At 39.5% G+C, this 23087-nt stretch carries 21 protein-coding genes; 15 read left to right on the top strand and 6 right to left on the bottom strand.

Translation table 11 applies throughout. The annotated features are described in order from the left end of the window. Positions 1-137: 137 nt before the first annotated feature. The 3 genes from AM608_RS06115 to AM608_RS06105 all read right to left on the bottom strand — a co-directional run bounded on the left by AM608_RS06115 (position 138) and on the right by AM608_RS06105 (position 2957). Positions 138-1052: a hypothetical protein gene (locus AM608_RS06115; RefSeq protein WP_053581104.1), complete on the bottom strand. Its 915-nt coding sequence runs from the start codon at positions 1050-1052 to the stop codon at positions 138-140. Positions 1053-1444: 392 nt separating this feature from the next. Further along, positions 1445-2440, bottom strand: a complete 996-nt coding sequence (gene ribD / locus AM608_RS06110; protein WP_053581103.1) for a bifunctional diaminohydroxyphosphoribosylaminopyrimidine deaminase/5-amino-6-(5-phosphoribosylamino)uracil reductase RibD — start codon at positions 2438-2440, stop codon at positions 1445-1447. A 337-nt stretch (positions 2441-2777) separates the two neighbouring features. Further along, positions 2778-2957, bottom strand: a complete 180-nt coding sequence (locus AM608_RS06105) for a cytochrome c (RefSeq protein WP_253273447.1) — start codon at positions 2955-2957, stop codon at positions 2778-2780. An 89-nt stretch (positions 2958-3046) separates the two neighbouring features. Here AM608_RS06105 and AM608_RS06100 point away from each other — a divergent pair, with 89 nt between their 5' ends. The 5 genes from AM608_RS06100 (at position 3047) to AM608_RS06080 (ending at position 7376) form a co-directional block, all read left to right on the top strand. Then, positions 3047-4201: a 5-(carboxyamino)imidazole ribonucleotide synthase gene (locus tag AM608_RS06100; RefSeq protein WP_053581101.1), complete on the top strand. Its 1155-nt coding sequence runs from the start codon at positions 3047-3049 to the stop codon at positions 4199-4201. An 89-nt stretch (positions 4202-4290) separates the two neighbouring features. After that, positions 4291-4977, top strand: a complete 687-nt coding sequence (gene trmB / locus AM608_RS06095; RefSeq protein WP_053581100.1) for a tRNA (guanosine(46)-N7)-methyltransferase TrmB — start codon at positions 4291-4293, stop codon at positions 4975-4977. A 176-nt stretch (positions 4978-5153) separates the two neighbouring features. Further along, entirely contained in the window at positions 5154-6254 is a 1101-nt protein-coding gene (locus AM608_RS06090) for a glycoside hydrolase family 6 protein (protein WP_053581099.1), read from the top strand. A 19-nt stretch (positions 6255-6273) separates the two neighbouring features. After that, complete coding sequence (locus AM608_RS06085) at positions 6274-7044, top strand: alpha/beta fold hydrolase (RefSeq protein ID WP_053581098.1); 771 nt, start codon at positions 6274-6276, stop codon at positions 7042-7044. Then, complete coding sequence (locus AM608_RS06080; protein ID WP_002673862.1) at positions 7029-7376, top strand: phage holin family protein; 348 nt, start codon at positions 7029-7031, stop codon at positions 7374-7376. The genes AM608_RS06085 and AM608_RS06080 overlap by 16 nt, the downstream gene beginning before the upstream one ends. Positions 7377-7431: 55 nt before the next feature. On the opposite strand, the gene AM608_RS06075 is transcribed toward AM608_RS06080, so the two are convergent. Further along, on the bottom strand, positions 7432-8853 hold the full coding sequence (locus AM608_RS06075; RefSeq protein ID WP_053581097.1) for an ATP-dependent RecD-like DNA helicase: 1422 nt from the start codon (positions 8851-8853) through the stop codon (positions 7432-7434). A gap of 127 nt (positions 8854-8980) precedes the next feature. On the opposite strand from AM608_RS06075, the gene AM608_RS06070 reads away from it, so the two are divergent. From AM608_RS06070 to AM608_RS06050, 6 genes are all read left to right on the top strand, one after another. Continuing rightward, the gene (locus AM608_RS06070) at positions 8981-9643 is read left to right on the top strand and encodes a hypothetical protein (protein ID WP_002673865.1); all 663 of its coding nucleotides are present in this window, start codon (positions 8981-8983) and stop codon (positions 9641-9643) included. Beyond that, a complete protein-coding gene (locus AM608_RS06065) occupies positions 9618-10460 on the top strand; it encodes a DUF3822 family protein (protein WP_051018406.1) in 843 nt (280 codons plus the stop codon). Before AM608_RS06070 ends, AM608_RS06065 begins: the two co-directional genes overlap by 26 nt. Positions 10461-10469: 9 nt before the next feature. After that, positions 10470-11177 carry a hypothetical protein gene (locus AM608_RS06060; RefSeq protein ID WP_009420815.1) on the top strand — a complete coding sequence of 236 codons (708 nt, stop codon included), beginning with the start codon at positions 10470-10472 and terminating at the stop codon, positions 11175-11177. Positions 11178-11258: 81 nt separating this feature from the next. Then, positions 11259-11972: a DUF4197 domain-containing protein gene (locus AM608_RS06055; protein ID WP_002673868.1), complete on the top strand. Its 714-nt coding sequence runs from the start codon at positions 11259-11261 to the stop codon at positions 11970-11972. Positions 11973-12024: 52 nt separating this feature from the next. After that, complete coding sequence (locus AM608_RS12115; RefSeq protein ID WP_157466271.1) at positions 12025-12249, top strand: hypothetical protein; 225 nt, start codon at positions 12025-12027, stop codon at positions 12247-12249. Positions 12250-12304: 55 nt separating this feature from the next. Then, positions 12305-13621, top strand: coding sequence for a DUF389 domain-containing protein (locus AM608_RS06050; protein WP_053581096.1), 1317 nt, complete (start codon positions 12305-12307; stop codon positions 13619-13621). Between the two features lie 530 nt (positions 13622-14151). Here AM608_RS06050 and AM608_RS06045 read toward each other — a convergent pair. Further along, positions 14152-15618 (bottom strand): RagB/SusD family nutrient uptake outer membrane protein, encoded by a 1467-nt coding sequence (locus tag AM608_RS06045; protein WP_053581095.1) that lies wholly within the window; start codon positions 15616-15618, stop codon positions 14152-14154. Positions 15619-15628: 10 nt separating this feature from the next. Continuing rightward, positions 15629-18673, bottom strand: coding sequence for a TonB-dependent receptor (locus AM608_RS06040; protein ID WP_253273446.1), 3045 nt, complete (start codon positions 18671-18673; stop codon positions 15629-15631). A 1092-nt stretch (positions 18674-19765) separates the two neighbouring features. Here AM608_RS06040 and AM608_RS06035 point away from each other — a divergent pair. From AM608_RS06035 to AM608_RS06020, 4 genes are all read left to right on the top strand, one after another. After that, complete coding sequence (locus AM608_RS06035; protein WP_009419675.1) at positions 19766-20014, top strand: phosphopantetheine-binding protein; 249 nt, start codon at positions 19766-19768, stop codon at positions 20012-20014. Continuing rightward, positions 20004-20903 (top strand): lipid A biosynthesis acyltransferase, encoded by a 900-nt coding sequence (locus AM608_RS06030; protein ID WP_053581094.1) that lies wholly within the window; start codon positions 20004-20006, stop codon positions 20901-20903. Before AM608_RS06035 ends, AM608_RS06030 begins: the two co-directional genes overlap by 11 nt. After that, positions 20900-21790 carry a hypothetical protein gene (locus AM608_RS06025; RefSeq protein ID WP_053581093.1) on the top strand — a complete coding sequence of 297 codons (891 nt, stop codon included), beginning with the start codon at positions 20900-20902 and terminating at the stop codon, positions 21788-21790. The genes AM608_RS06030 and AM608_RS06025 overlap by 4 nt, the downstream gene beginning before the upstream one ends. Before the next feature lie 169 nt (positions 21791-21959). Further along, positions 21960-23087 (top strand): beta-ketoacyl-ACP synthase III, encoded by a 1128-nt coding sequence (locus AM608_RS06020; RefSeq protein ID WP_053581092.1) that lies wholly within the window; start codon positions 21960-21962, stop codon positions 23085-23087.

The raw sequence follows: 23087 nt of genomic DNA, 5'->3' as shown, positions 1-23087 counted from the left end.
AACCCAAAATAATAAACTGCCTGTGTGGCTCACACTGGCTATCGTGCTACAATCTACGGCTTAAATAAGAAAAAAGCTCCTTTTATAGGAGCTTTTTCTGAAAGAACTTTCAAACACAAATACAATGTAAAATCTAACTAATATGTGAATTCTATTGTTTTTACTTCTTTACCATTTTCCTTTACAGTAGCTTTAAGAGGGTATTCAGTTTTAAAGTAACTATAAGTGGTTTCTTGCTCGTAACTACGTCCTGTTGCACCAGAATCCTTTACCGTTTTCTTGGTAATGTTATTTCTGGCGTATTGCTCATCTAAGAATACTTCGGGGTGAGTAGCTCTGTAAGACAAATGCAAAAACCAAGGATTGGTTCTACCATCATACTGGTAGGTTGTTACCGAAGTCTTATTACCTGCCGTGTGAGTGTGTTCTCTTACCGTTTCGTTGTAGTTCAACACATAAGTATCTGTAGCAGTAGTGGTAGCGGTACTCTTCACTCCACTCGTTTCAGTGTATTCGCTTGTTACAGCCTTTATCTCATTGCGTACTTCACGATTGTAGACTACCACTGTATACTTAGTTACATTAGCCGATAACTTTTCACTTTTAGTATGTTTTTTTAACCTGCCACCATCATACTCATACTCATCTACGGTTGGCAAACTTTCTTTGCCTACCACAGTAGTTGTTTTCCTAAGCAAGCGTCCTCTTTCACTGCTATACTTTTCATACACAACTTCCTCTTTTTTCACATTGCCTTCTGTGTAAACCGTTTTGATAGGAAAAGTCCCCTTATACGAAGTTTCGTACACTTTTTCCACAGTTCTACCGGTGCCATCTATCACTTTTATTGTGTGTTTGCGTACCAAGCCTAATGCGGTTTTCTCATATTCAAAAAGATTTTCAGTAGTTTGTGTTTGGGTACCTTGTGCAGGTAGGGTCGTCTCCACTATCTTATCTGCAAAATAGATAGGATCTGAAGGTGGTAAATCGTCGCCTTTATCACAAGCTGTGAATAAGCCAACTGCCGAAAGTAATAAAATAACTCTTTTCATTGTATATAATTATTTTGAAGATTATCTATGTTTGTAATGCTCGTACTTTCTAAAACCTGTGCGAGTCTTTCCAAGCCAAAGACTTATACGCTACTTTTAATATGTGTGCCGTGTTACACTCCTTATAAAATAACTATTGTGCTAAAACACTGTAAGACATACTTGCTTACATCATATTTATACTAATTCTACTATCAAAAATCTTGCCATAAAGCACTTTTTCTCCTAAAAACAACCTCTTTTTAACATTTATTCGGTATACCCCAAGCCTTCTTTCACCGTTTTTTAGTAATTCCTGCAATTTCTACCTCTTTTTACCTTTTACTCACATACCCAACTGTGAGCCATCGCTGACTTTACCTTACCTTTTACGCCTGTGCGGCTCGCACTTTTTACCTGAAAATAGGCGCTTTCACCCCTTCTCCAAAGCAAATATCCCCCGTAAATAGAACCGCTTCGTCCCATAACCCTTCGTCGATAAACTGTTGTAATGTATAAGCCCCTCCTTCCACAATCATACTTTGTAAATTCATTTCATACAGTTTAGCACAAATTTGTTCCAAAGGTTTATGCTTAAAATCTATCGTGAAAAAATCAGTGTGTATCATCTCGGGAACAGACGTCTCTTCAGTAAAAAACAAAGTAGTTGTACGGTCGTTCCATACCCCAAATTCCTTCGGACTACGTAACTTCGGGTCAATTATTATCCTCACAGGGTTGCGCCCATACCAGCTACGGCTGTCCAACGAAGGATTATCCGCCAATACCGTTCCTACTCCCACCACAATACCCTGTTCCTCAGTGCGCATTTGGTGTGCTGTCTGGCGTGCATAAACGTCGCTAATCCAGTGCGGAGCAACCTCTTCTTTATGCAGGGGAGCTATAAACCCATCGCGCGTTTCAGCCCATTTCAGGATAATATAAGGGCGATGTTTTTCGTGAAAAGTAAAAAACCGTTTGTTCAGTTCCCTACATTCAGCCTCACACACCCCCACTGTCACCTCACACCCTGCATTGCGCAGTTTTTCAATTCCTTTGCCGTGCACTTTCGCAAAAGGGTCAGTAGTGCCAATCACCACCCGCCCTATCTTGTGAGCAATGATAAGGTCAGCACACGGAGGCGTTTTCCCAAAATGGCTACAGGGCTCTAAACTCACATAAATCGTACTTTTCGGTAGCAGACTCTTATCCTTCACCGAGGTAATCGCCCGTACCTCAGCGTGTGCCTCACCCGCTTTCTGGTGCCACCCCTCCCCTATGATACGCCCTTCGTATACGATAACACTACCTACCATAGGGTTCGGATAGGTACTTCCTAAGCCATTATAAGCCAACTGAATGCACCTATGCATATACCACTCATCAATAGTTAATTCTGAGGTTGTCATAAGAAAAAAAATAACTTTTGGCGCAAAGATAATAAAATAACCGCTAAGTATAAAAACTATAAAATGTTTTATACAATTTTAACAATTCATAACCCATTGAAAATAAACAATCTATATAGCATTTCTATACCAATCGTCCAAGATTCGTATAAGCTTCCTATAAGCTTTCTATAAGCTAAGTACACTTTTTTCATAGTTTTCTTTCATCTCGGTATTTTACGATATTATACTAATATCTTTTGATATCTTACGAAATCCCAACATCTTTTTTACAGTATATTGCTACTTTTCAAATGATAAAACTAACGCTTCAAAAATTAAGACAAATCTATACAAACTAAACAAAACCTTTTTTGTTTGATTTTGTTGTAATCTGTTCTATTTCTCTCCCGAAGGAAGATTTTCTTTTAATTTTGAAACCAATTTGTTTTAAATTTGCACCATCAGGCGCACTTCCAATAAAAGAAGATTTCGTGCTACGACCTTTGCCAAAGTTGATTATCAGTATTATTGGCATTTTTGGCATTTTTTGGCATTAAAAAATAATTTCGTACCTTTGCCTCCTCATTAACCATTAACCTCTAACCACTAATCATTAAAAGCAATATGCCCCATTATTTCTCTTCCGATTTTACACTCGGAATCCTTGGCGGAGGTCAGTTAGGCAAGATGCTCCTTACCGAAACCCGCAAGTTTGATATCACCACCAAGGTGCTCGACCCCTCCCCCGATGCTCCTTGTCGCATTGCCTGCAACACCTTTGTGCAAGGCAACCTTACCGACTTTAATACCGTGTATAACTTTGGTAAAGACGTAGAAGTACTCACCATTGAAATCGAAAACGTAAACGTAGAAGCCTTAGAGAAACTACAAACCGAAGGGGTAAAAGTATATCCCAGCCCTCAAACTATCAAGAATATCCAAAATAAAGCCACTCAAAAACAGTTTTATGCCACTCACAGTATCCCTACCGCTCCTTTTCAAGTCTTTCAAAATACCGAAAGTCTGAAAAAGGCAATCAATGAGCAACAGCTCTCTTTGCCTTTCGTGTGGAAGTCAGCACGCTTCGGGTACGACGGTAATGGCGTGAAAATTGTCCGCCTGCTCACCGACCTGAATCTTTTGCCTAACGACCAGTGCATTGCCGAAAGCTTAGTGCCTTTCAAAAAGGAATTGGCAGTAATCGTAGCTCGTAATGCAAAGGGTCAGGTGCGCACCTACCCTGTGGTAGAAATGGAGTTCCACCCCGAAGCCAATCAGGTGGAGTATGTCCTCTGTCCTGCGCGTATTGAAGAGGCTGTCGCTCAAAAAGCACGTACTATTGCAATACAAGTCGCCCAAGCTTTTGAAGTAGTAGGACTCTTAGCCGTCGAGCTCTTTCAAACAGAAAACGATGAGATTTTGGTAAACGAAGTCGCTCCTCGCCCACATAACTCAGGGCATTACAGTATCGAGGCAGCTTATACCAATCAGTTTGAGCAACACCTGCGCGCTATCTTAAACCTGCCCTTAGGAAGTACCGAAAGTAAGGTCGCAGGCGTAATGGTGAATCTTGTAGGAGCAGAAGGCTATCAAGGAAAGGTAGTGTATGAAAACATCGAACAGATAATTGCAATGGAAGGCGTAACCCCCCATATCTACGGCAAAAAAGAAACACGCCCTTTTAGGAAAATGGGACACGTAACCATTGTAAACCCCAATATCAACAAAGCACGCCAAATAGCCGAACAAGTAAAGAACACCATACGCGTAATCGCCTAATATATAGACCGTCTCATATTCCCCCTTTGAGGTAGCCAGCGACAGCTGGGTATGTGTAAAGGGGGGAGGTTTAAATTATATATAACAATATGGGAAGCAAAAACAAACTCAAACGCTTTGAAGAAAATAAAACCTTTGCCAATGTAATCCAACCTTCACGCGAAGAGCTCCTTAACGGTGCTTTTGTCTATAAAGGTCGGTGGAAGGAACTCTTTTTTAAGAACAATCACCCTATTGTCTTAGAATTGGGTTGTGGTAAAGGCGAATACTCAGTGGGCTTAGCCAAACGCTACCCTCAGAAGAATTTTATAGGTATCGATATCAAAGGAGCACGCTTTTGGCGAGGGGCTAAAACTGCTACTGACGAAAATATTACCAATGTAGCCTTCTTGCGCACCCAAATAGAACTCATCGAATGTTGTTTTGCCCCTGAGGAAGTAAGCGAAATATGGATTACCTTCCCCGACCCTCAAATCAAATACAAGCGCACCAAGCACCGCCTTACAAACGCCGATTTTCTAACGCGGTATCAGCATATCCTTGCACCTGAGGGTTATATCCACCTCAAAACCGATAGTGAGTTTATGCACGGCTATACGCTCGGATTGTTACACGGAGCAGGGCATAAAGTACTCTATGCCAATCACAACATCTATAACAGCGACGGTGTACCCGAAGAAGTAACCGAAATTAAAACCTTTTATGAGCAGTTCTATTTGGAGCAAAACAAACCCATTACCTACATTCGCTTTCAGATAAAAAAAGATAATAATTAACATTAAAACCTCTAAAAAGTCTCTTTTGCATCGTACTTCCCCCTCTTTGAGGGGGTTAGGGGGAGGTTCTCCCTGAAGGGCTGAATATGTGACGAACCTCAACCGAAGGAATCATCAAACAACCATTAACCATTAATCATTAACCATTAATCATTAATCATTGATTATATTATCCAATGAAAAAACTCTTTTTCCTTACATATCCCTATCTCATCATTGCGATATGCTTCGCAATCATCTCTTGTGATAAGCATAATAATACTGAGGAGATTCCGCAAAAAGAAAACCCCAAAAAGGAAGAACCTAAAAAAGGAGACAGTTCTTTATTAGCTTATTCCAAGCCTTTCTATCTCTTTACTGAAACTAAGGCTTATGAAATGACTAAGCAAGAAAAAGACCCTTACTTAAAGAAACTCTATTACCAAATAGCCGCTACTCCCACAGCTGAATGGTTCGAAGGCGTAGAAGCCTTCGACGATACTACCTTAAAACGCCTCATCGAAGGCGCAAAGGCACAACAAAAAACACCTATCATCACACTCTACGGCATTCCTTATAGAGATTGTGGTTCGTATTCAACCGGAGGTCATAAAACGGCTGCTTCTTATAAAGCGTGGATAAATCGCACTAGTGCTATTATTGGCAAAACCCCTATAATAGTGATTGTAGAACCCGATGCCCATAACTTTTGTTTAAAGAAAGGCTGGAAATACAACGATGCAAAATACAAAGAACGCGCTGAACTCCTCTCTTATGTAGGAAAAACCTTTGCTGATAACAACCCGAATGCGTTATTATATTTACATATTGGCGGAACAGAACTTAAACAAGAAGAAGCTGCCCAAGCGGTAATAGATGGTGGCATTCGGTATATGCGTGGCTTTGTTACCAACGTCGCCGACCATAGAGGGACTCCTCGAGCTGAAAAGTGGAGCGAAGAGTTCGTACAAACGCTCCAAAAGAAAAACTTAGGCACAAAATACTACGTGATAGACACCTCCCGCAATGGTATTGATAGCCCTAAACAAACCAATAAGGCTTATTATTACAGTTGTAACAATTTCAATGCCGCTTTAGGAGTACGCCCTACCACCAAAACCTCTGCTCCTCACGCCGACGCTTATTTGTGGATTAAACATCCTGGCTTATCCGATGGTACTTGTGCCAATGGCGATCCTGAGACAGGCTCTTGGTATCCCGCAGTAGCAAAATCATTAGTGCAAAAAGCTATTGAAAAAGGAATTATAGAAGAATGGAAAGTCCCTAACAACTTTTAAATTATCTTACTAAATAACTATGTTACATTCTCAAATTATAGGCGAAGGTACTCCCTTCATTATCCTGCACGGCTTTTTGGGTATGTCAGATAACTGGCGTACTTTGGGGCTCAAATATGCCGAAGCGGGCTTTCAAGTGCATTTAGTAGACCAACGCAATCACGGTCGTAGTTTTCACAGCCCCGATTTCAGCTATCCTCTAATGGCACAAGATTTGCTTGTATATGCTGATGCTCACGGATTAAAAGTTTTTCACCTGATGGGGCATTCTATGGGAGGCAAAACAGCAATGCTTTTCGCTACCGAACACCCCGATAGAGTGCTTTCTCTCATCGTTGCTGATATGTCGCCTAAATACTTTCCTGAGCATCACGGAGCTTGTTTACAAGGTTTAGCGTCCTTAAATTTCGATGTGATACATTCACGTGCCGAAGCCGATGAAGCGCTCTCGGCTTATGTAAGTGATATAGGGGTGCGACAGTTCCTACTGAAAAACCTTTATTGGGAAACCAAAGACCGATTGGGCTTGCGCCTGAATCTCCCTGCTTTAATTGAGAATGAAAGCGAGATAGGAGCTGAACTCCCTGATAGTAATGTGTTCGAAGGTAAAACGCTCTTCTTAAAAGGAGAGTATTCTGAGTATGTGATGCCCGAAGACGAAGCCCTTATTCGCACTCACTTCCCGCACGCTATTATCGATACGGTGAGCAAGGCAGGACACTGGTTACACGCTCAAAACCCTACTGAATTTTACAATAAAACCATACATTTCTTATGCGATACTTTATAAGCTTATTCATCTCCGCAACCCTTGTTTTTGTATTGGGCTACCTAAATGTAGGTGCTCATATCGAGAACTTCTTTACAGCCCTTGTGGTAGCCTTTGTGCTCTCACTTCTCAATGGTATTGTACGCCCTATATTAGAGTTCATTGCCTTCCCTATTACCTTTATGACTTTTGGGCTCTTTTTATTTATCATCAACACTGTAATTGTGCTCCTGGCAAGCAAATTAGTAGGTGGCTTTGTAGTACACGGCTTCTGGGGCGGACTGATGTTCAGCACTTGTCTTTCGTTAGCTCAGGCATTAGCTCTTGCTCCTTTTGGAAGAGTAAGAAACTAATTATTGCCAAAGTTGAAGTCACTCAAAAAACTCATCTTTCTTCAACTCTTAATTCTCAGCCAAAATCCTCGTCTTTAAACCCTACCAAGTACACCCTTTCTTTAGCACGAGTGATAGCCGTATAAAGCCATCGCAAGTAACCTTCATCTATGATATCATCAGGTAAGTAAGGTTTTTCCACAAACACGGCGTCCCATTGCCCCCCTTGACTCTTATGGCAGGTAATCGCATACGAAAACTTCACCTGCAAAGCATTGAAATAAGGGTTTTCTTTCACTTTCTGATATCTTTTATAAGCCGTAGGTTCATCAGCGTAATCAGCGAGTACTTCTTCATAAAGCTGATTGCTTTGGGCTGGTGATAAGGCAGGAGCTTCACTGTTTAAGGTGTCTAATAATATAACCGTATCAAACGGAGGTACTTCGGGATAATCAATAAGCTGAGCCGATACCTCAGCAAAGCGGAAACCATAGACTTCTGTAAAGTCATAAAGCTGTAATACCTCTATAGTATCACCATTGGCAATAAAACTCACTTGCGAATTATCCTTACACCAGAAGTAATTATTCTTAACCACCATTAGCAAGTCTCCGGCAGCTATTTCGTCTTCAACGTCTAAAATCACCCTACGTATTTGGTTGTTCCAAGCCACAGCGCGCTTGTTGGAGCGCACTATCACCGTAGTTTCTTCTGAACCATAATCGTCATACGCCTCACTGATAGCGTCTTGTATTTCAGCCCCGTCAGTAAGTCGTATTATATCAGGGTGATGATTTATCTTAAAAGCGAACTGCTTTTCAGCAAGCGAAGAGAAGATATGTTTGCGCAAACGGGTAGCATTGCGCAATATCCCCGACTTCCGTCGCTGGCGTACCACCTCAGTAAGCGTAACCGTGAATACTTCTTTTTGAAACTGATATTCTAAATAAGGGATATTCAGTGCAGGACTTTCGAGGGTATTAACAGGAGGCAATTGCGCAGTATCGCCTATAAGTAATAGTTTGCAGTTTTTTCCAGAATATACAAAACGCATTAAGTCGTTTAATAATGAAGGGCGCTCAAAGAGTTGATAGTCGTTATCAGCAATCATCGAAGCCTCATCTACTATAAATAAAGTATTTTGGAGCTTATTGGCACGCAGTTTGAAGGATACATCAGGACCATCAGCTTTGGAGTAATAAATATATTTGTGAATAGTGAAAGCCTGCCTTTGGGTGAAATAGGTCATCACTTTGGCTGCTCTACCGGTAGGTGCTAATAACACCGATTGGTGGTTTATGAGCGGTAAAGTACGGATAAGACAGTTGGTGATAGAAGTTTTTCCAGTTCCAGCAAAACCTTTTAGTAAAAAAAGTTTATCAGAAGCATCTGCTGAGAACAGATATTCTGTAATCTTTTGTAAAGCAACATCTTGCGAAGGAGTAGACTTGTGTTTAAAGGCACTAATAAGGGCACTAAAAAAGGCTTTTTCGTTCATAATAAAAACAGTTCTGAGAGCAAAATTATAAAAAAAAGTTAAAAATAATTTTTTTGTTTCAAAAAAAGATTGTAGTTTTGCGCAATACCAGTCAAGAAAGTTATTATTAATTTATAGAATTAAAACGATGAAAAAAATTGTAACTATTGCATTTTGGGCATTAGGTTTAGTATTTTGCTACCTAATTTACAGGTCTATCACAGGCCCTATTGAGTTCAAAAAAATTAAGGAGGAACGCTACACCGAGGTAATTAAGAAACTGAAAGATATCCGTGCAGCGCAAGATGCTTATTTGAGACTCAACGGCAAATATGCCGATAATTTTGATGAGCTTACTAAGTTTATCGAAACTGCACAATTTACTATTACTTCACAACGCGACACAAGCTGGAATGCTTTCGATGAGACTTTTAAAATTACGGTAATGCGCCAAGGTGTAGTTATTGATACTTTGGGGCACGTATCAGTAAAAGATTCATTGTTTAAGAACGATAATCGTTATTTGCATTTGCGCGATTTACCTCCTATCAAAGGTAAAATTCCTGGTCAGTTTATAATGAAAACAGGAGAAATTACCGACAAGAACAATGTAAAATCTTCCGTTTTTGAAGCGTATGTGCCTAAGAGAGTGGTGCTACAAGGTCTTGATGAAGACTTAGTAGAAAAAGAAATTGCAAAAACATCGGTAGAAGATGTAAGAGGTCCTAATATTAAAGTAGGTTCACTCGAAGAGCTTACTGTAAACGGTAACTGGCCAACTTCTTATGACGCAAAAATTGCAAAGCAATAATCAGTTTAAAACGTACTTTAAGGAATTGTCCATTCAAATAAACTTGGATGGACTTTCTTTTTGTGTGTTTAACCCTGTGCTCCTGTGTGTAGAAGCTATTTATAATTTTCCTATCAACTTCAGCTATAAGAGCAAAGAAGATATCGATAGGCAAATCTATTTTGTGATACAAAGTGAAGACGACCTCCGCCAAGATTTCGATACTATTAAGGTTTTACACAATACCCCTTCCTTTGCTTTTATCCCACAGTCTCTTTACGGCGGAAAAGACGAAATGCTGGAATACCTCAAATACAGTATAGATGTATCGGAGGCGGAACCCTATACCGTGGAAATTGATAGAATCATATCTATTGAAACGGTGAATGCTTATTTGCCCAATACAATAGTAAATAACGCACTACTTTCTTATTACGGTAGGTTCGACTACCAACACTTTGCTACCTCACTACTACGTATGTTCCTCAAACACTACTCTTCGCACGCTTTCGAAGTAATGTATATCTATGCCGAAGTAGGCTCTTTTTACTTTGTAGTGTTTAGAGGTAAAAAACTGTATTACTTCAATAGGTTTAGTTATGAAACCATTGAAGACTTCTTGTATTACATTCTTTTCTCTATTGAACAATTGGATATCGATACTGAGCAAGTGCCTCTTTATATCACAGGGGAAGTAGAACCCACAGCACTGTTTTATAATAAGGTAAGGCGTTATGTGAGGTATATTTACCTCCTAAAATACCATAAGGAACATTTTGCTGCAGGAATGGACGAAGAGCTCATTCGTCGGAATTTTGTGCTCACCCAATCTTTTTAATCTATTGCTATGAAATTTTTGAATATATTGCGCAATACTTTTAAACTATACCAAAGTACTTTCGGAGTGCACCTTTTGGGTTCTCTTATTTTATTTACAGTAGTGTTTTTAGTTTACGCTTCTCTTATTACTACTATCTTCGGAATGCCTTTAGAGGATATCATTGCTCTACAAAGCAACCCCGAAAAGCTCATCGCTTTAGTCAGTAGCCGGAGTTTTGTTATTAAATTTTGGTTCTTCTCGTTACTTGTAGATGGCATCATTACCCCTTTTACAGCAGGTATTTACAAGAACTACGCGACGGTAATTCAAGGGGAACGCGCTACTTTGGGCAACCTATTCACTTATTATCGCGCTCCTGAAACAAGTGCTATTTTAAGCCACGTTATTCTGCAAATGTGTCTTAAAACTTTTATATTAGTAGGCTTTTCTGCCGTAGGAATGTACTCGTTAGGACTTGCCTTTAACACTATCATCTCGTTAGTATTTGTACTCACTATCCCGATTATTATTTTGGAAAACAAACCTCTTTTCAAGGCTATGGGAGAGAGTTATAGAAGAATAATGCTTGCACCTTTCACTGCTCTTATCATTACCTTTTTGGGTTGTGTTTTTGTATTAGCAGGCTTTCTTTCTTTTGGTATAGGCATTGTGATTACCTTCCCGATACTTTTTGCGAGCATTTTCAGTATATACCTTTCAATAAATAAAAGGTAAATAATAATTTTCTGCTACTATTTACGCTACTTATACAGATGAAATAAGAAAAAGACAGTTAAAAATTAATAAAACAAATATATGAAAAAAGTAATGCTTTTGGGGCTCTTAACAATGGGCTCTTTTACTCTGAACAGTTGCGACGAATTGCAACAAGTTATGGGCAACACTACCCAAGGTGGTAGCGGATTTAATGTAGCCAGCGGACTCAAACAAGCCCTTGAAATGGGGGTAAGTAGTGGGGTGGATTTGCTGAGCAAAGACGGTGGTTATTTTAAAGACCAAGCGGTGCGGATTCTCTTACCCGAAGAACTCCAGAAGGTAGATAAAACTTTGCGTTCGGTGGGGTTAGGTTCTTTGGCTGACCAAGGGCTAAAAGTACTAAACGAAGCAGCCGAAAATGCTGTAAGCCAGGCGAAGCCTATCTTTTTATCGGCGATACGAAATATGACCTTTACCGATGCGATGAACATCTTAAAAGGTGACAATACCGCAGCGACTACCTACCTAAAAAACAGCACTTATAGTTCTTTGGAGACCGCTTTTGCTCCCAAAGTGCAAGCCTCGCTTAGTGAAGTAGGTGCCGATAAGGTATGGGAGAACATTATCAACAAGTATAACCAAATACCATTGGTAAAGCCCGTTGAACCGAACCTTACTAAATACGTTACCCAACAGGCTATCAATGGGTTGTTTGTGAAGGTGGGCGATAAGGAGAAGGAAATACGCACGAACATAGCGGCGCGTACTACCCCTCTACTAAAATCGGTGTTTGCGATGCAAGATAATAAATAATAGCAAATCCCTTATAATAATCGCCGTGTGGTATGAATACCGCACGGCGATTTTGTATTCCTATATACACCGAACCTATACCGAGCATATAGTGGCTCTACAGTGGCTCTACAGTGGCTCTACAGTGGCTCTACACCGAACAATAATAGGTATTAAACTGAATAGCAGACGAATGCATTTGCTACTTCATTTAATATCTTATAGCTTTGCACCACTAATCGACAAATTGACATATTGGTTAATTGATAAATTATGCTTATCTTTGCACTTCACATAAAAAGCATTAGTAGTTTGTACTAATGACTAAAAACTAACATCTAATATCTTACATTATGAGTTTTTTAAAAAAACTTTTTAATTTACATCAGGGGGAAGAGAAAAAGGAAAAAGTAATTGAAGATATCCTTAGCAATATCTCTTTTCGTGGCGCTAATCTATGGATTTTGGCTTGTGCTATCCTGATTGCTTCTATTGGGTTAAACGTGAATTCTACTGCTGTAATCATCGGGGCGATGCTTATTTCTCCTTTGATGGGACCTATCGTAGGGGCAGGATTTGCATTGGCTACTTATGATTTTGACCTGTTGAAGAAAACTGGCAAGAGTTTGCTGATCGCTACTGTGGTGAGTCTTATAGTATCGTTTATCTACTTCTATATCAGTCCGTTTAAAGATGTACAGTCAGAGCTTTTGGCACGTACTTCGCCTACCATTTATGATGTGCTTATCGCCTTTGTAGGTGGGTTGGTAGGAGCTATCTCCCTCACCCGTCAAGACAGAGGGAACCCCATACCAGGGGTGGCAATTGCTACTGCTTTGATGCCACCGCTTTGTACAGCTGGATTTGGCTTGGCTACGGGCAATATTAGTTTTTTTTTAGGAGCTTTCTATCTATATAGCATCAACTGTTTCTTCATTGGGATTGCTACTTTCCTCATCATCAAATACCTGAAATACACTCCTAAAAATACGGGTAACGAAGCGCTCAACAAGCGTTTGCGCGTTGTTATCACCACATTGGTAATCCTTATTGTTACCCCTAGTTTGTATTTGGCATATAGCCTTTTGAAAGAGAAGGAATTCCACGAGAATGTAGCTCATTATATCACTGCCGAGTTTGAAAACAGCGGTTATACCATTATTTACAAGAAAATACACTACAATGCCTCGCCTAAAACCATTGAATTGGCTTTTTTAGACAAGAAATTTACCGATGAAGAAGTAAAAACACTACAAAGCAACCTCAAAAACTTCAAATTACTCAATACCGAACTCATCATTAGGCAAAAAGAGTCGGATATTGACAAAGAGATGCTATCGGAAATCAACAAAAACAAGGCGTCGCTCTCTAATAAAGACATAAAGATAAATCAGCTAAAAGAAGAGTTGGCGCAATACAAATATACCGACCCTACTTTTGCCAAAGAAATAAAAGTATTGTTCCCTAATATTGAGAGTTTTTATTTTGGAAAACTGACAGATTTTTCGGGGAAAGGCAACTCTTCTCTTACTACGGTGATGCTCTACACGCCTAAAAAAGAAACTGTGAAGGGTAAAGAAATCGCCAAAGAAGTGGATCGCCAAAAGTTGCAACAATGGCTCGCTGAGAAGTTTGGCGATAAGAAAGTGATTTGCAGATTAGCAGATTAGGGAATTAGAAAATTAGTATATTAGAAAATGAGAAAATGAAATCCCCGTGGTGTGAGCTGTATGGACTGTTAAATTAGCGTGAGTTCGACGTAAGAAAGGTGTAGCTTACGCTACAGAAATCTTATAAATCTTAAAAAAATCAAACAAATAGGTAGCAAGCTACCTTTAGACACATACTCTGCTATGCCAGCTCGCAGACTACACACAGATTACACGGATAGTCTTTCAATTGACAATTGACAATTGATAATTGATAAATGTGATGGGTACGAATTAGTAGCTTTGTTACTGGATTTACACAGATTGTAATACAAACATAGGTGTGACTTTGGTAGTTTTAAAAACTTTTAGATGGTTTTTGGTGAAGCAGTGACTAACTAATTTCTTTAACGTAATAGACTGGGATAAAGTAATGATGCTTTATAGCCAACGCTAAATAAGTAGTATAAATTATAACAACATTCGCTACAATGCCTCTGGTGGCATTGCAGCGAATGTTTATTTATAAGATAAGATAGTTTAGATTTCTATTAATAATAACCAGGGTTCTGGTCTTCACTTTTTATTAAAGCAGAGTTGGAATTAAATGCTTCTTCAGGGATAGGTAATTGCCAACGATAATCACCTGCAGGAAGGGTTACCCAGCGTGCTGCTGGAGGGGTACCTGTACCATCAGCAAGAGCTCCTTTAGTTGCATTCCGTTGTATAGGGAGTCCAAGTCTTTTCAAGGTAAAGAAGCGATCGCCTTCAAATGCCAATTCTAAACGGCGCTCTAATAGTATTGCATCTAATAAAGCAGCACCTGATTCATTACCGCTCACAAATCCTGAATAGCGTTGTGCTCTCACTGCATCGAGGTCGGCTAAAGCTTGGGCAGTATTTCCTAATCTGTAATTCGCTTCTGCTCGTGTGAGATAGACTTCTTCTATACGAATGTATTTGCCATCTACTATATTAGCACTACCTCCATCTCTACCAAGATATTTAGAAATTGTGTTATATAGCCCAGAATCATAGGTGTCAGTAGAAATAGTAGTTGATTTGCGTATATCGGTATTCTGATACAATTGGTATAAATCATAGGAACAAACAAATTCAGCTTTATTTTGTCCATTTGTTTTTTGACCGTAGGCAGATCCTATTTGTATTCTATCTTTTTCAGTAAAAAGAATACGGAAAAGTACATTTTTAGTATAAGCGTCTTTCCATACATTAGCAAACTGGTCACGAGGAGCAATATTAAATGAACCATCAGCTATAGCTGCATCAGCATAATCTTTTGCTTTCTGATAGTTTCCATAATAGAGATACACTCTTGAAAGAATAGCTTTAACCGCTGTTTTATTTAGCTGACCGTCCTTTTTGGTATCGTCCATTAGGGTAAGAGCTGTTTCTAAATCGGATATAATTTCCTTATAGGTATTATCCACAGTAGTCCCATAACGGCGAGGTTTTCTTTCTGGGTCAAAACTCTTCAAGTAAGCTATCCCCATACTTTGTTTAGCATCTGCTGACTGTGTAGGGATTTTGCAATATACGCGTGCTACATCAAAATGACCAATAGCTCGAAGAGCTAAGGCTTCTCCTTTTATAGCATTTTTTACAGCATCGGTAGCCTGTTTTAGGTTATCGAGATTATCCAAAATGTTGTTGGCTCTACTTACAAGAAGGTAGCCTCTTTTATAGAGGTTATAGCCATTCTCAGTTTTATTGTAGCGCATCTCGTATAAGGTACGAAAAGTTCCTCTACCTTTAGGGTTATAGGTAAGATTGTCCGAAAGGATATCTGGGCATATAAAAAGCCCTCCATTATTGTGATAGTAGCCATAATTTTGGAAACTTGTATATACACCTTTTAAGGCGGTTTGTGCTCCTTCGACAGTAGAGAAGAGTTTTTCTGATTCTATCCCATCATAAGGTTCACGGTCTAAATCACAAGCCATAAATAATATGGTAAGTGATAATAAAAGTCCTAATTTTTTATATATTTTTTTCATAGTTATACGATTAAAAAGTTAAGTCAAGTCCCATTGAGAAAGTGCGTAAAGTAGGGTAAGAGTATAGATATAATTCACCTGAAATAAACTCTTGATTTGCTCGTAATTGTGATTCAGCAGCCCCAATGGACACTTCAGGGTCTCCTTCAAATTTTGTCCAAGTGTACAAATTTTGTCCTTGTACAAAGATACGCAATCCTAAACCATTTACAGCATCTTTAGGGAAAGTATAACCGAGTGATAGAGTTCTGAATCGCAAATAAGAACCATCTTGCAAGAATCTATCAGATGATTGATTGAAACTTGCGTCTAAGCGTGGTAATTTGTTATCTCCTGGATTTTTCCAATAATCCAAGGCGTCTTTTCTTTGATTCATATTTACATTAGCCCCATCACTGAGCAAATCTTGGGCAACTTGGTTGTAAATATAGTTACCTAATTTAAATGAAAAATCAGCATTTAAATCTATTCCTTTATAGACAAAAGAAGTGTTAAACCCTCCAAATTGTTTTGCAAAAGGACTTTTTCCTGACAATACAAACTGACTAGCGTCTTTGTAATTATTAGTTGTTTTTAGTTCGCCTGTTTCATTGCCATTTCTATCGTATAGTTTTTGGTAATAAAGTGCATCACCATTTGCGGGGTCTACTCCTGCATAACGTTTCATATAATACACAAAAGGTAGTTCACCCACTTTTAGCATACTTGAATTACCCACAGTTAAGTCATCTCTGCCATCTCCTAAACTTTCTATATTATAGTTCATAAAGGTAATGTTAGCTCCTAGATTCCATTTGAAATTAGGAGTTTTTATCACATCTCCACTCACCGAAAGCTCAATACCTGAATTTTTCATATTACCTGTATTCACGTATTGGGTATAGCCTCCTTCTTCCCAAGAGTGAGGTATTTCAAACAAGAAGTTTTCACGAGTATTGGTAAAGTAACTACCTGTTACTGACAATCGATTGCTAAAAGCTGCCAATTCTGCTCCCACATTAAAAGATTTTTGTGTTTCCCAAGTGAGGTTAGGATTGGCAATACTACTTTTGAATATAGCAGCTGGCAAATCTCCATAAGAAATTGATCGATAATACCCTTTGGCAGCATAGTTAGGAATATCCCAGTTACCAGTGGTACCATATGATACCGTTAGTTTAGCGCGATTAAGCCATTCGGCACTTTTCATAAACTCTTCTTTGGCAATATCCCAACCAGCTCCTACACTCCAGAAGTTTCCATAACGATTGTTTTTTCCAAAGCGTGAAGCTCCATCTCTACGTACTGACCCTGTAAGGCTATATTTTTCATTGTAATCATAGTTTAGAGCAGCCGCAACTGAGAACATCGCACTTTCAGATTTTGTAGTTTCTACATTTTCAGGCTTAGCCCCATTATCTTGGGTCGTTAAGAACTTAGACATATATCCTTTACTATTCAAATAATAAGAGTGATAATAATTATCAGTATATTCAGTGAATAAGGTAGCATTAACATTGTGCTTGCCAAATGATTTTAAATAGGTCAATTGGTTGAGCCAAGTATAATTATACCTATCACTTCCTGAATCGGCTTTGGAGCCAGGGTTTGTCTTACTTCCTGTTATTTGGTCTAATATAGAACCTGGCTGAACGTAGTACTCTTTTTTGTAACGTTTATAGTTAGCCGAATAACGTGTGGTGAAAGTAAGTGCAGGAGTTATATCATAGCTCGCAAAAGCACTCGCTAAAAGCTGAGTTGTTTTTACTTCTTCTGGTTGTGCTTGAAGAGCTTCTATGATAGATAGTACTTGTGATCCCACTTCATATACGTATTCTCCTGTTTTTTTATCTTTTATAAACTGACCTGTATTCTCATCTCTTTCATATATATTTTCGTACGGATTGTACCAATACATTGCCGCAAAGGGGTTCTGTTGGTTATACCTATCACGAGGTTCGTCTGTTTTAGTTTGTGACAAACTCGAAGTAAAACCAAATTTCACTTTATCAGTCATCTTTGTATTGAGATTTAAACGAGCTGTATAGCGATTAAAACCATCTAAGTATTTCAATATACCTGTATTTTTATCCCAACCACCTGATATAAAATAATTAGTGTCTTCTGATGCTCCTGAAGCCGAAAGCATATGTGAAGTAATAAAGGTTGTTTTCAAGATATTCTTTTTCCAATCATTGTCATAACTGATGAGTCTCTCTTTCTTATCAGCTGTTCTTCTATAAGTATTTGGGTCTACAGCTTCTTCATAGCGTATTTTTTCTTCAGCATTCATCATTTCAAAAGGATCTGGAGCTTTGTCTCCAAAGCCTGTACGAGCTGTATAGGTGAACTTTGTACGTCCTTTTTTCCCTTGCTTGGTAGTAATCAATACTACTCCATTAGCCCCACGCGAACCGTAGAGAGCAGTTGCCGACGCATCTTTCAATACTGACATCGATTCTATATCGTTGGGGTTTAGTATATTCATATCGTCTTTATCTACAAATACTCCATCTACTACATATAATGGTTGCGATTTATCTCCTCCTTTTACATTTAAGGATACGGCACCACGCACTTTCATATAGGCTGTTTGTCCTGGTTTACCATTTAAGGCAGTAACATCTACCCCTACAGCTTTCCCCTGTAGCATATTATCCACAGAAGTAGACGGATTTAACTTACTTAAGTTTTCAGATCCAATAGTCGTTACCCCTGCAGAGACTGCATCCTTTTTAGTTTGCATATAACCCGTTACTATTACCTCGTCAATCACTTGGGCTTCTTCTTGCATTACTACATCAATGCGACCTGAAGGGCCTACTTTGCGATTTTGGGTTTTCATTCCTAAGAATGAGAACTCCAAGGTCTTACCTGGAGCAACCTTGATGTTATAACGACCATTAAAGTCGGTTTGAACACCGTGTTGTTCTCCTTTTACTACTACAGCTACGCCCATCATTTCAGTTCCACTAGCATCGCGTACTGTTCCTGTCACTTCTCGTTCCTGCGCCCACGAGAAGCCTTGCACTATTAATATTAAAAATAGTGCGAAAGATACTTTGTTTAATCTCATCTTCTATAACATTATTTTATAAACTGGTGCAAAGGTAGAAAAGTTTTCTGTTAAGTTCCAAATTTATGCTTAACAAATTTACTCATTTTGTTTGTAAAAAACAGATGAGAAAAAAATCATAAAAACGCGATTTCTTTGCGTTTTTTGCAATAAAATAGGCATTTCTTTGACGAAAACGCAAAGAAATGCCTATTATGCACTGTTTTTATGCAAAATTATTTCAGTAAAAAAACAGTGTTTTTGTTACAAAATAACTAATAGAGTGTTACAAATATCACAATGAAAAAAATGAGGAAATGAGAGAATTAGAAAATGAGAGAATGAGGAAATGAGAAAATGGGGGAATGAGAAAATTTGGAAATGAGAAAATGGGGAAATGGGGAGGTAACTTTTTGGAACATCAACTTTGCCAAAATTTCAAACTTTGGCAAAGTGCGTACCGCAAAAGCGATGTGTTAGGATTGTTAGGAGGATTCGGAAGGAAACGGAGAAGTTCGGAAGAAAGGGGAGAGGGTTTTTGATGAAAAAAGGGTATTAGATGGGTGGGGTTAGCTTATAGAGAGCTTATAGGAAGCTTATACGAATCTTGGACGATTGGTATAGAAAGGGTGTGTAAATAATTGATTCATAATATGATACAACAATGCAAAAAACGGTAAAAACGGGGTTTCGAGGCGAAAGAAAGAGGAATAGGTGATAGGCCTCAGGCCTTAGGCACTAGGGGGAGTATGACGGAAAAGGGAAGTAATGACGAATGAACGAGAGGCGAATGACGAGGAGCGAGTGACGAAAAAGGGGGAATGTGGCGACGGAAAAGGGAAGAGAAATTAGAGAATTAGCAAATTGGGAAATTAGTAAATTAGTATGGGTTGTTAAAAAAATGGAGATGTTCGGGGGAAGCTCTAAAAAAAGAGGGGCTGGAGGTTTAAACTTTGGCAAAGTGTGTGACGCAAAAGTGACTTTTCAGAGGGTTGTTCGATTATAACGATGTAGTTTTGGGCTTTTTGCGAGATGATGTTTGTTAGGAAAATTGGTTATTGACAAAATATTCGTATCTTTGCCCCTTAAAAGTATTAGCTAATAAAAAGAAGAATGAACAGACAGGAGATTATAGACCTTACTACTCGTATTTTTGTTGAGGAATTTGAAGTAGAAGCCAGTGTGATTGCCCCTGAGGCAAACTTCCGCGAATCGTTAGGATTAGATAGCCTTGATTATGTGGATTTGGTGGTGCTGATTGAACAAGAATTTGGTGTGAAATTGGTAGAAGCCGATTTTAAGCCTATCGTAACCTTCAACGACTTTTATACTACCCTAGAAAATAAAGTGAATGCACGCTAACGAACAAGCCAAAACGAAATGGCAAGGCAAATCTAAGGGTACTGTATTAGGCTATAGTATCTTTGTGTGGCTGATGAAACACTTGGGTATTTATGCTGCTTATACCTTGCTCATCTTTGTAGCGTTCTACTACTTTTTGTTTGAGTGGCGCTCCAATGGCTATATGTATTACTATTTCCGTCACCGCTTGGGCTATTCGCCTCTGAGAGCGGTAGTGAACTTGTACTTAAATTATTTTACTTTCGGGCAAACTATTATTGATAAGATTGCTATCTTGGCGGGCTTGGAAGAGAAATTTACTTATGAGTTTGATGGAGTAGAAAGCTTACATAAACTATTAGACGAACAACAGAGCGGGGTACTTATTTCGGCACACATAGGCAACTTTGAAATTGCTGAACCTTTTTTCAGGAAAATAGATATTGATTTGAAGATAAGCACCGTAACTACCGATATGGAACACTCGGTAATCAAGGAGTATTTGGAGTCGATATCTAAAAATAAACCCTCGAATCAGTTTATCTATGTGAAAGAAGATATGTCGCATATCTTCAAAATCAACGATGCTATTGGCGACAACAAGATAGTGTGTTTCACGGGAGACCGATATTTTGAGGGAGTGCGTTCGCTCAAAGGAACGCTGTTGGGCGCAGAAGCTACCTTCCCCGCAGGTCCTTTCTTTATAGCCTCGCGCTTGAAAGTGCCAGTGCTTTTCGTTTATGTGATGAAGGAAAGTAGGTTACATTACCACTTGTATGCCCAAGTAGCTGAGGTGAAAAGTCGCGATGCCCAAGCGCTACTCGATGCTTATACCGAGAATATGGAGCAGATGCTACGAAAGTATCCGCTACAATGGTTTAATTATTTCAACTTTTGGGATGAACAATGAAACGCGTATTAGTAGTATATTACACCCAATCGGGGCAACTCAAAGAGATTATCGATAGTGTACTATCCCCACTCACGGAGGTAACTATCGACTTTTTGCCTATTGATACGGCAGAACCTTTTCCTTTTCCGTGGACAGACGAGGCGTTTTTTGGAGCTTTCCCAGAGTCGTATTTGCAAATACCCCAGCCCTTAAAGCCTTTTGAATTGGTGCATACTGATTATGATTTAGTGATATTGGGCTACCAAGTGTGGTATTTGTCGCCTTCTATTCCGTTTAATTCCTTTTTGCAGAGTGAAGCAGGTAAGCAACTGTTACAAGGCAAACCTGTAATTACTGTGTCGGGCACACGCAATATGTGGGTAATGGCGCACCAGAAAGTAAAAAAACTCTTAACCGAGTGTGGGGCGCGCTTAGTGGGCAATATTGCCCTTACCGATAGGCACCACAATCATATCAGTGTGATTACCATTGTACAGTGGCTCTTTTCGGGCGATAAGAACAAACGCTATCTCGGTGTGTTCCCCAAAGCAGGTGTCTCCGATAAAGACATAGAGAGCGCAAGTGTATATGGCACGCTTATCACTCCTCACCTGCAAACCGGTGATTACACAGGGCTACAACAAGCAATAGTAGCCCACGGAGGCGTGCATTACAAGCGTTTTCTCCTTTCGGCAGAGAAGAAAGGCAATCGCCTTTTCGGCATCTGGGCAAAGATGATTTACGGCAGTAAGAAGCGCAAATTCCTGCTAAAATGTTTCCGCATCTATCTGTATATCGTTATTTGGGTGCTAATGCCCATAGTATGGTTGCTATACTGGCTCACCTACCCTCTGTTCTTTTGGAAAGTAGAGAGCGACGTGAAGAAATTGATAATTAAGAATTGACAATTGATAATTAGGGTAGTATTGTAAACTCTGCCAAAGTTTCAACTTTTGCCAAAGTAAAATTATCGTCAGTAATCAAAAGGAATGATGGGTTGGGAGTAGATACACAAACTTAACACATTAAAAAAATAGAAATCACTAATATTAGTGAGTTACCTGTTACCTAAATATGAATGTCTATATAACAAAAGCAAGTAAATATTTACCTAACAATCCCATTGGCAATGAGCAAATGGAGACTTTCTTAGGTCTCATAAACCAAAATGCCTCTAAAGCACGACGCCTCGTGCTCCGCAACAATGGTATTCTTACCCGTTACTATGCCCTTGACGAGCAAGGTAACCCTACTCATAACAATGCCCAACTTACGGCTTTGGCAGTACAAAACCTATTGGACGGCGAAGTGCCTTGGGATACTATCGAGGTGCTCTCTTGCGGTACCTCTACCCCCGATGTGCTCTTGCCCTCGCACACTTCTATGGTACACGGACTCTTGGGCGGACACTCAGTAGAACTGAATGCCTCTTCAGGGGTGTGTAACTCAGGAATGAATGCACTCAAATTTGGGTACTTATCAGTAAAGGCGGGCAATAGTGCCAATGCAGTATGCACAGGCTCTGAACGTGTATCGGCGTGGTTGCGTGCCGATAAATACGAAAACGAAGTACAACTCTTAGCCGAGTTGGAAGCACACCCTGCTATCGCCTTTAAAAAAGATTTCTTGCGCTTTATGCTCTCCGATGGGGCTGGGGCTTTTCTGTTAGAAAACAAACCGCGTGAAGGCGCTTTGCAAATAGAGTGGATGGACGCTTATTCGTATGCTCACGAGCTCGAAGCGTGTATGTATGCCGGTGGCGACAAGCTCCCCGATGGTAGTCTCAAAGCTTGGAGCGAATACCCTGCCGAAGCGTGGCTTAGTGAATCTATTTTTGCTATCAAGCAAGATGTGAAGCTACTCAATGAGAATATTTTGCTAAAAGGCGCTGAAAGTATGCGTGCTACCTTAGATAAACACCAACTATCGGCAGATGATATTACCTATTTCTTGCCACATATCTCGTCTTGTTATTTCAAAGAACGCCTGTACGAAGCCCTCAAAACAGTAGGTATCGACCTTCCGTTAGAACGTTGGTTTATCAACCTCCCCGAAGTAGGCAATGTAGGCTCTGCTTCCGCTTATTTGATGTTAGAAGCTTTGATGCACTCAGGGAAACTCAAAACGGGCGATACCGTGTTGCTATCAGTGCCCGAGAGCGGTAGATTCTCCTATTCTTATGCTTTTTTAAAGGTTGTTTAA

It is taken from the genome of Capnocytophaga sp. oral taxon 323 (assembly GCF_001278825.1).
GTDB classification, from domain to species: Bacteria; Bacteroidota; Bacteroidia; order Flavobacteriales; family Flavobacteriaceae; genus Capnocytophaga; species Capnocytophaga ochracea.
Note: the sequence above shows the minus strand (reverse complement) of the source record. Positions and strands in the feature narration are given on the sequence as shown.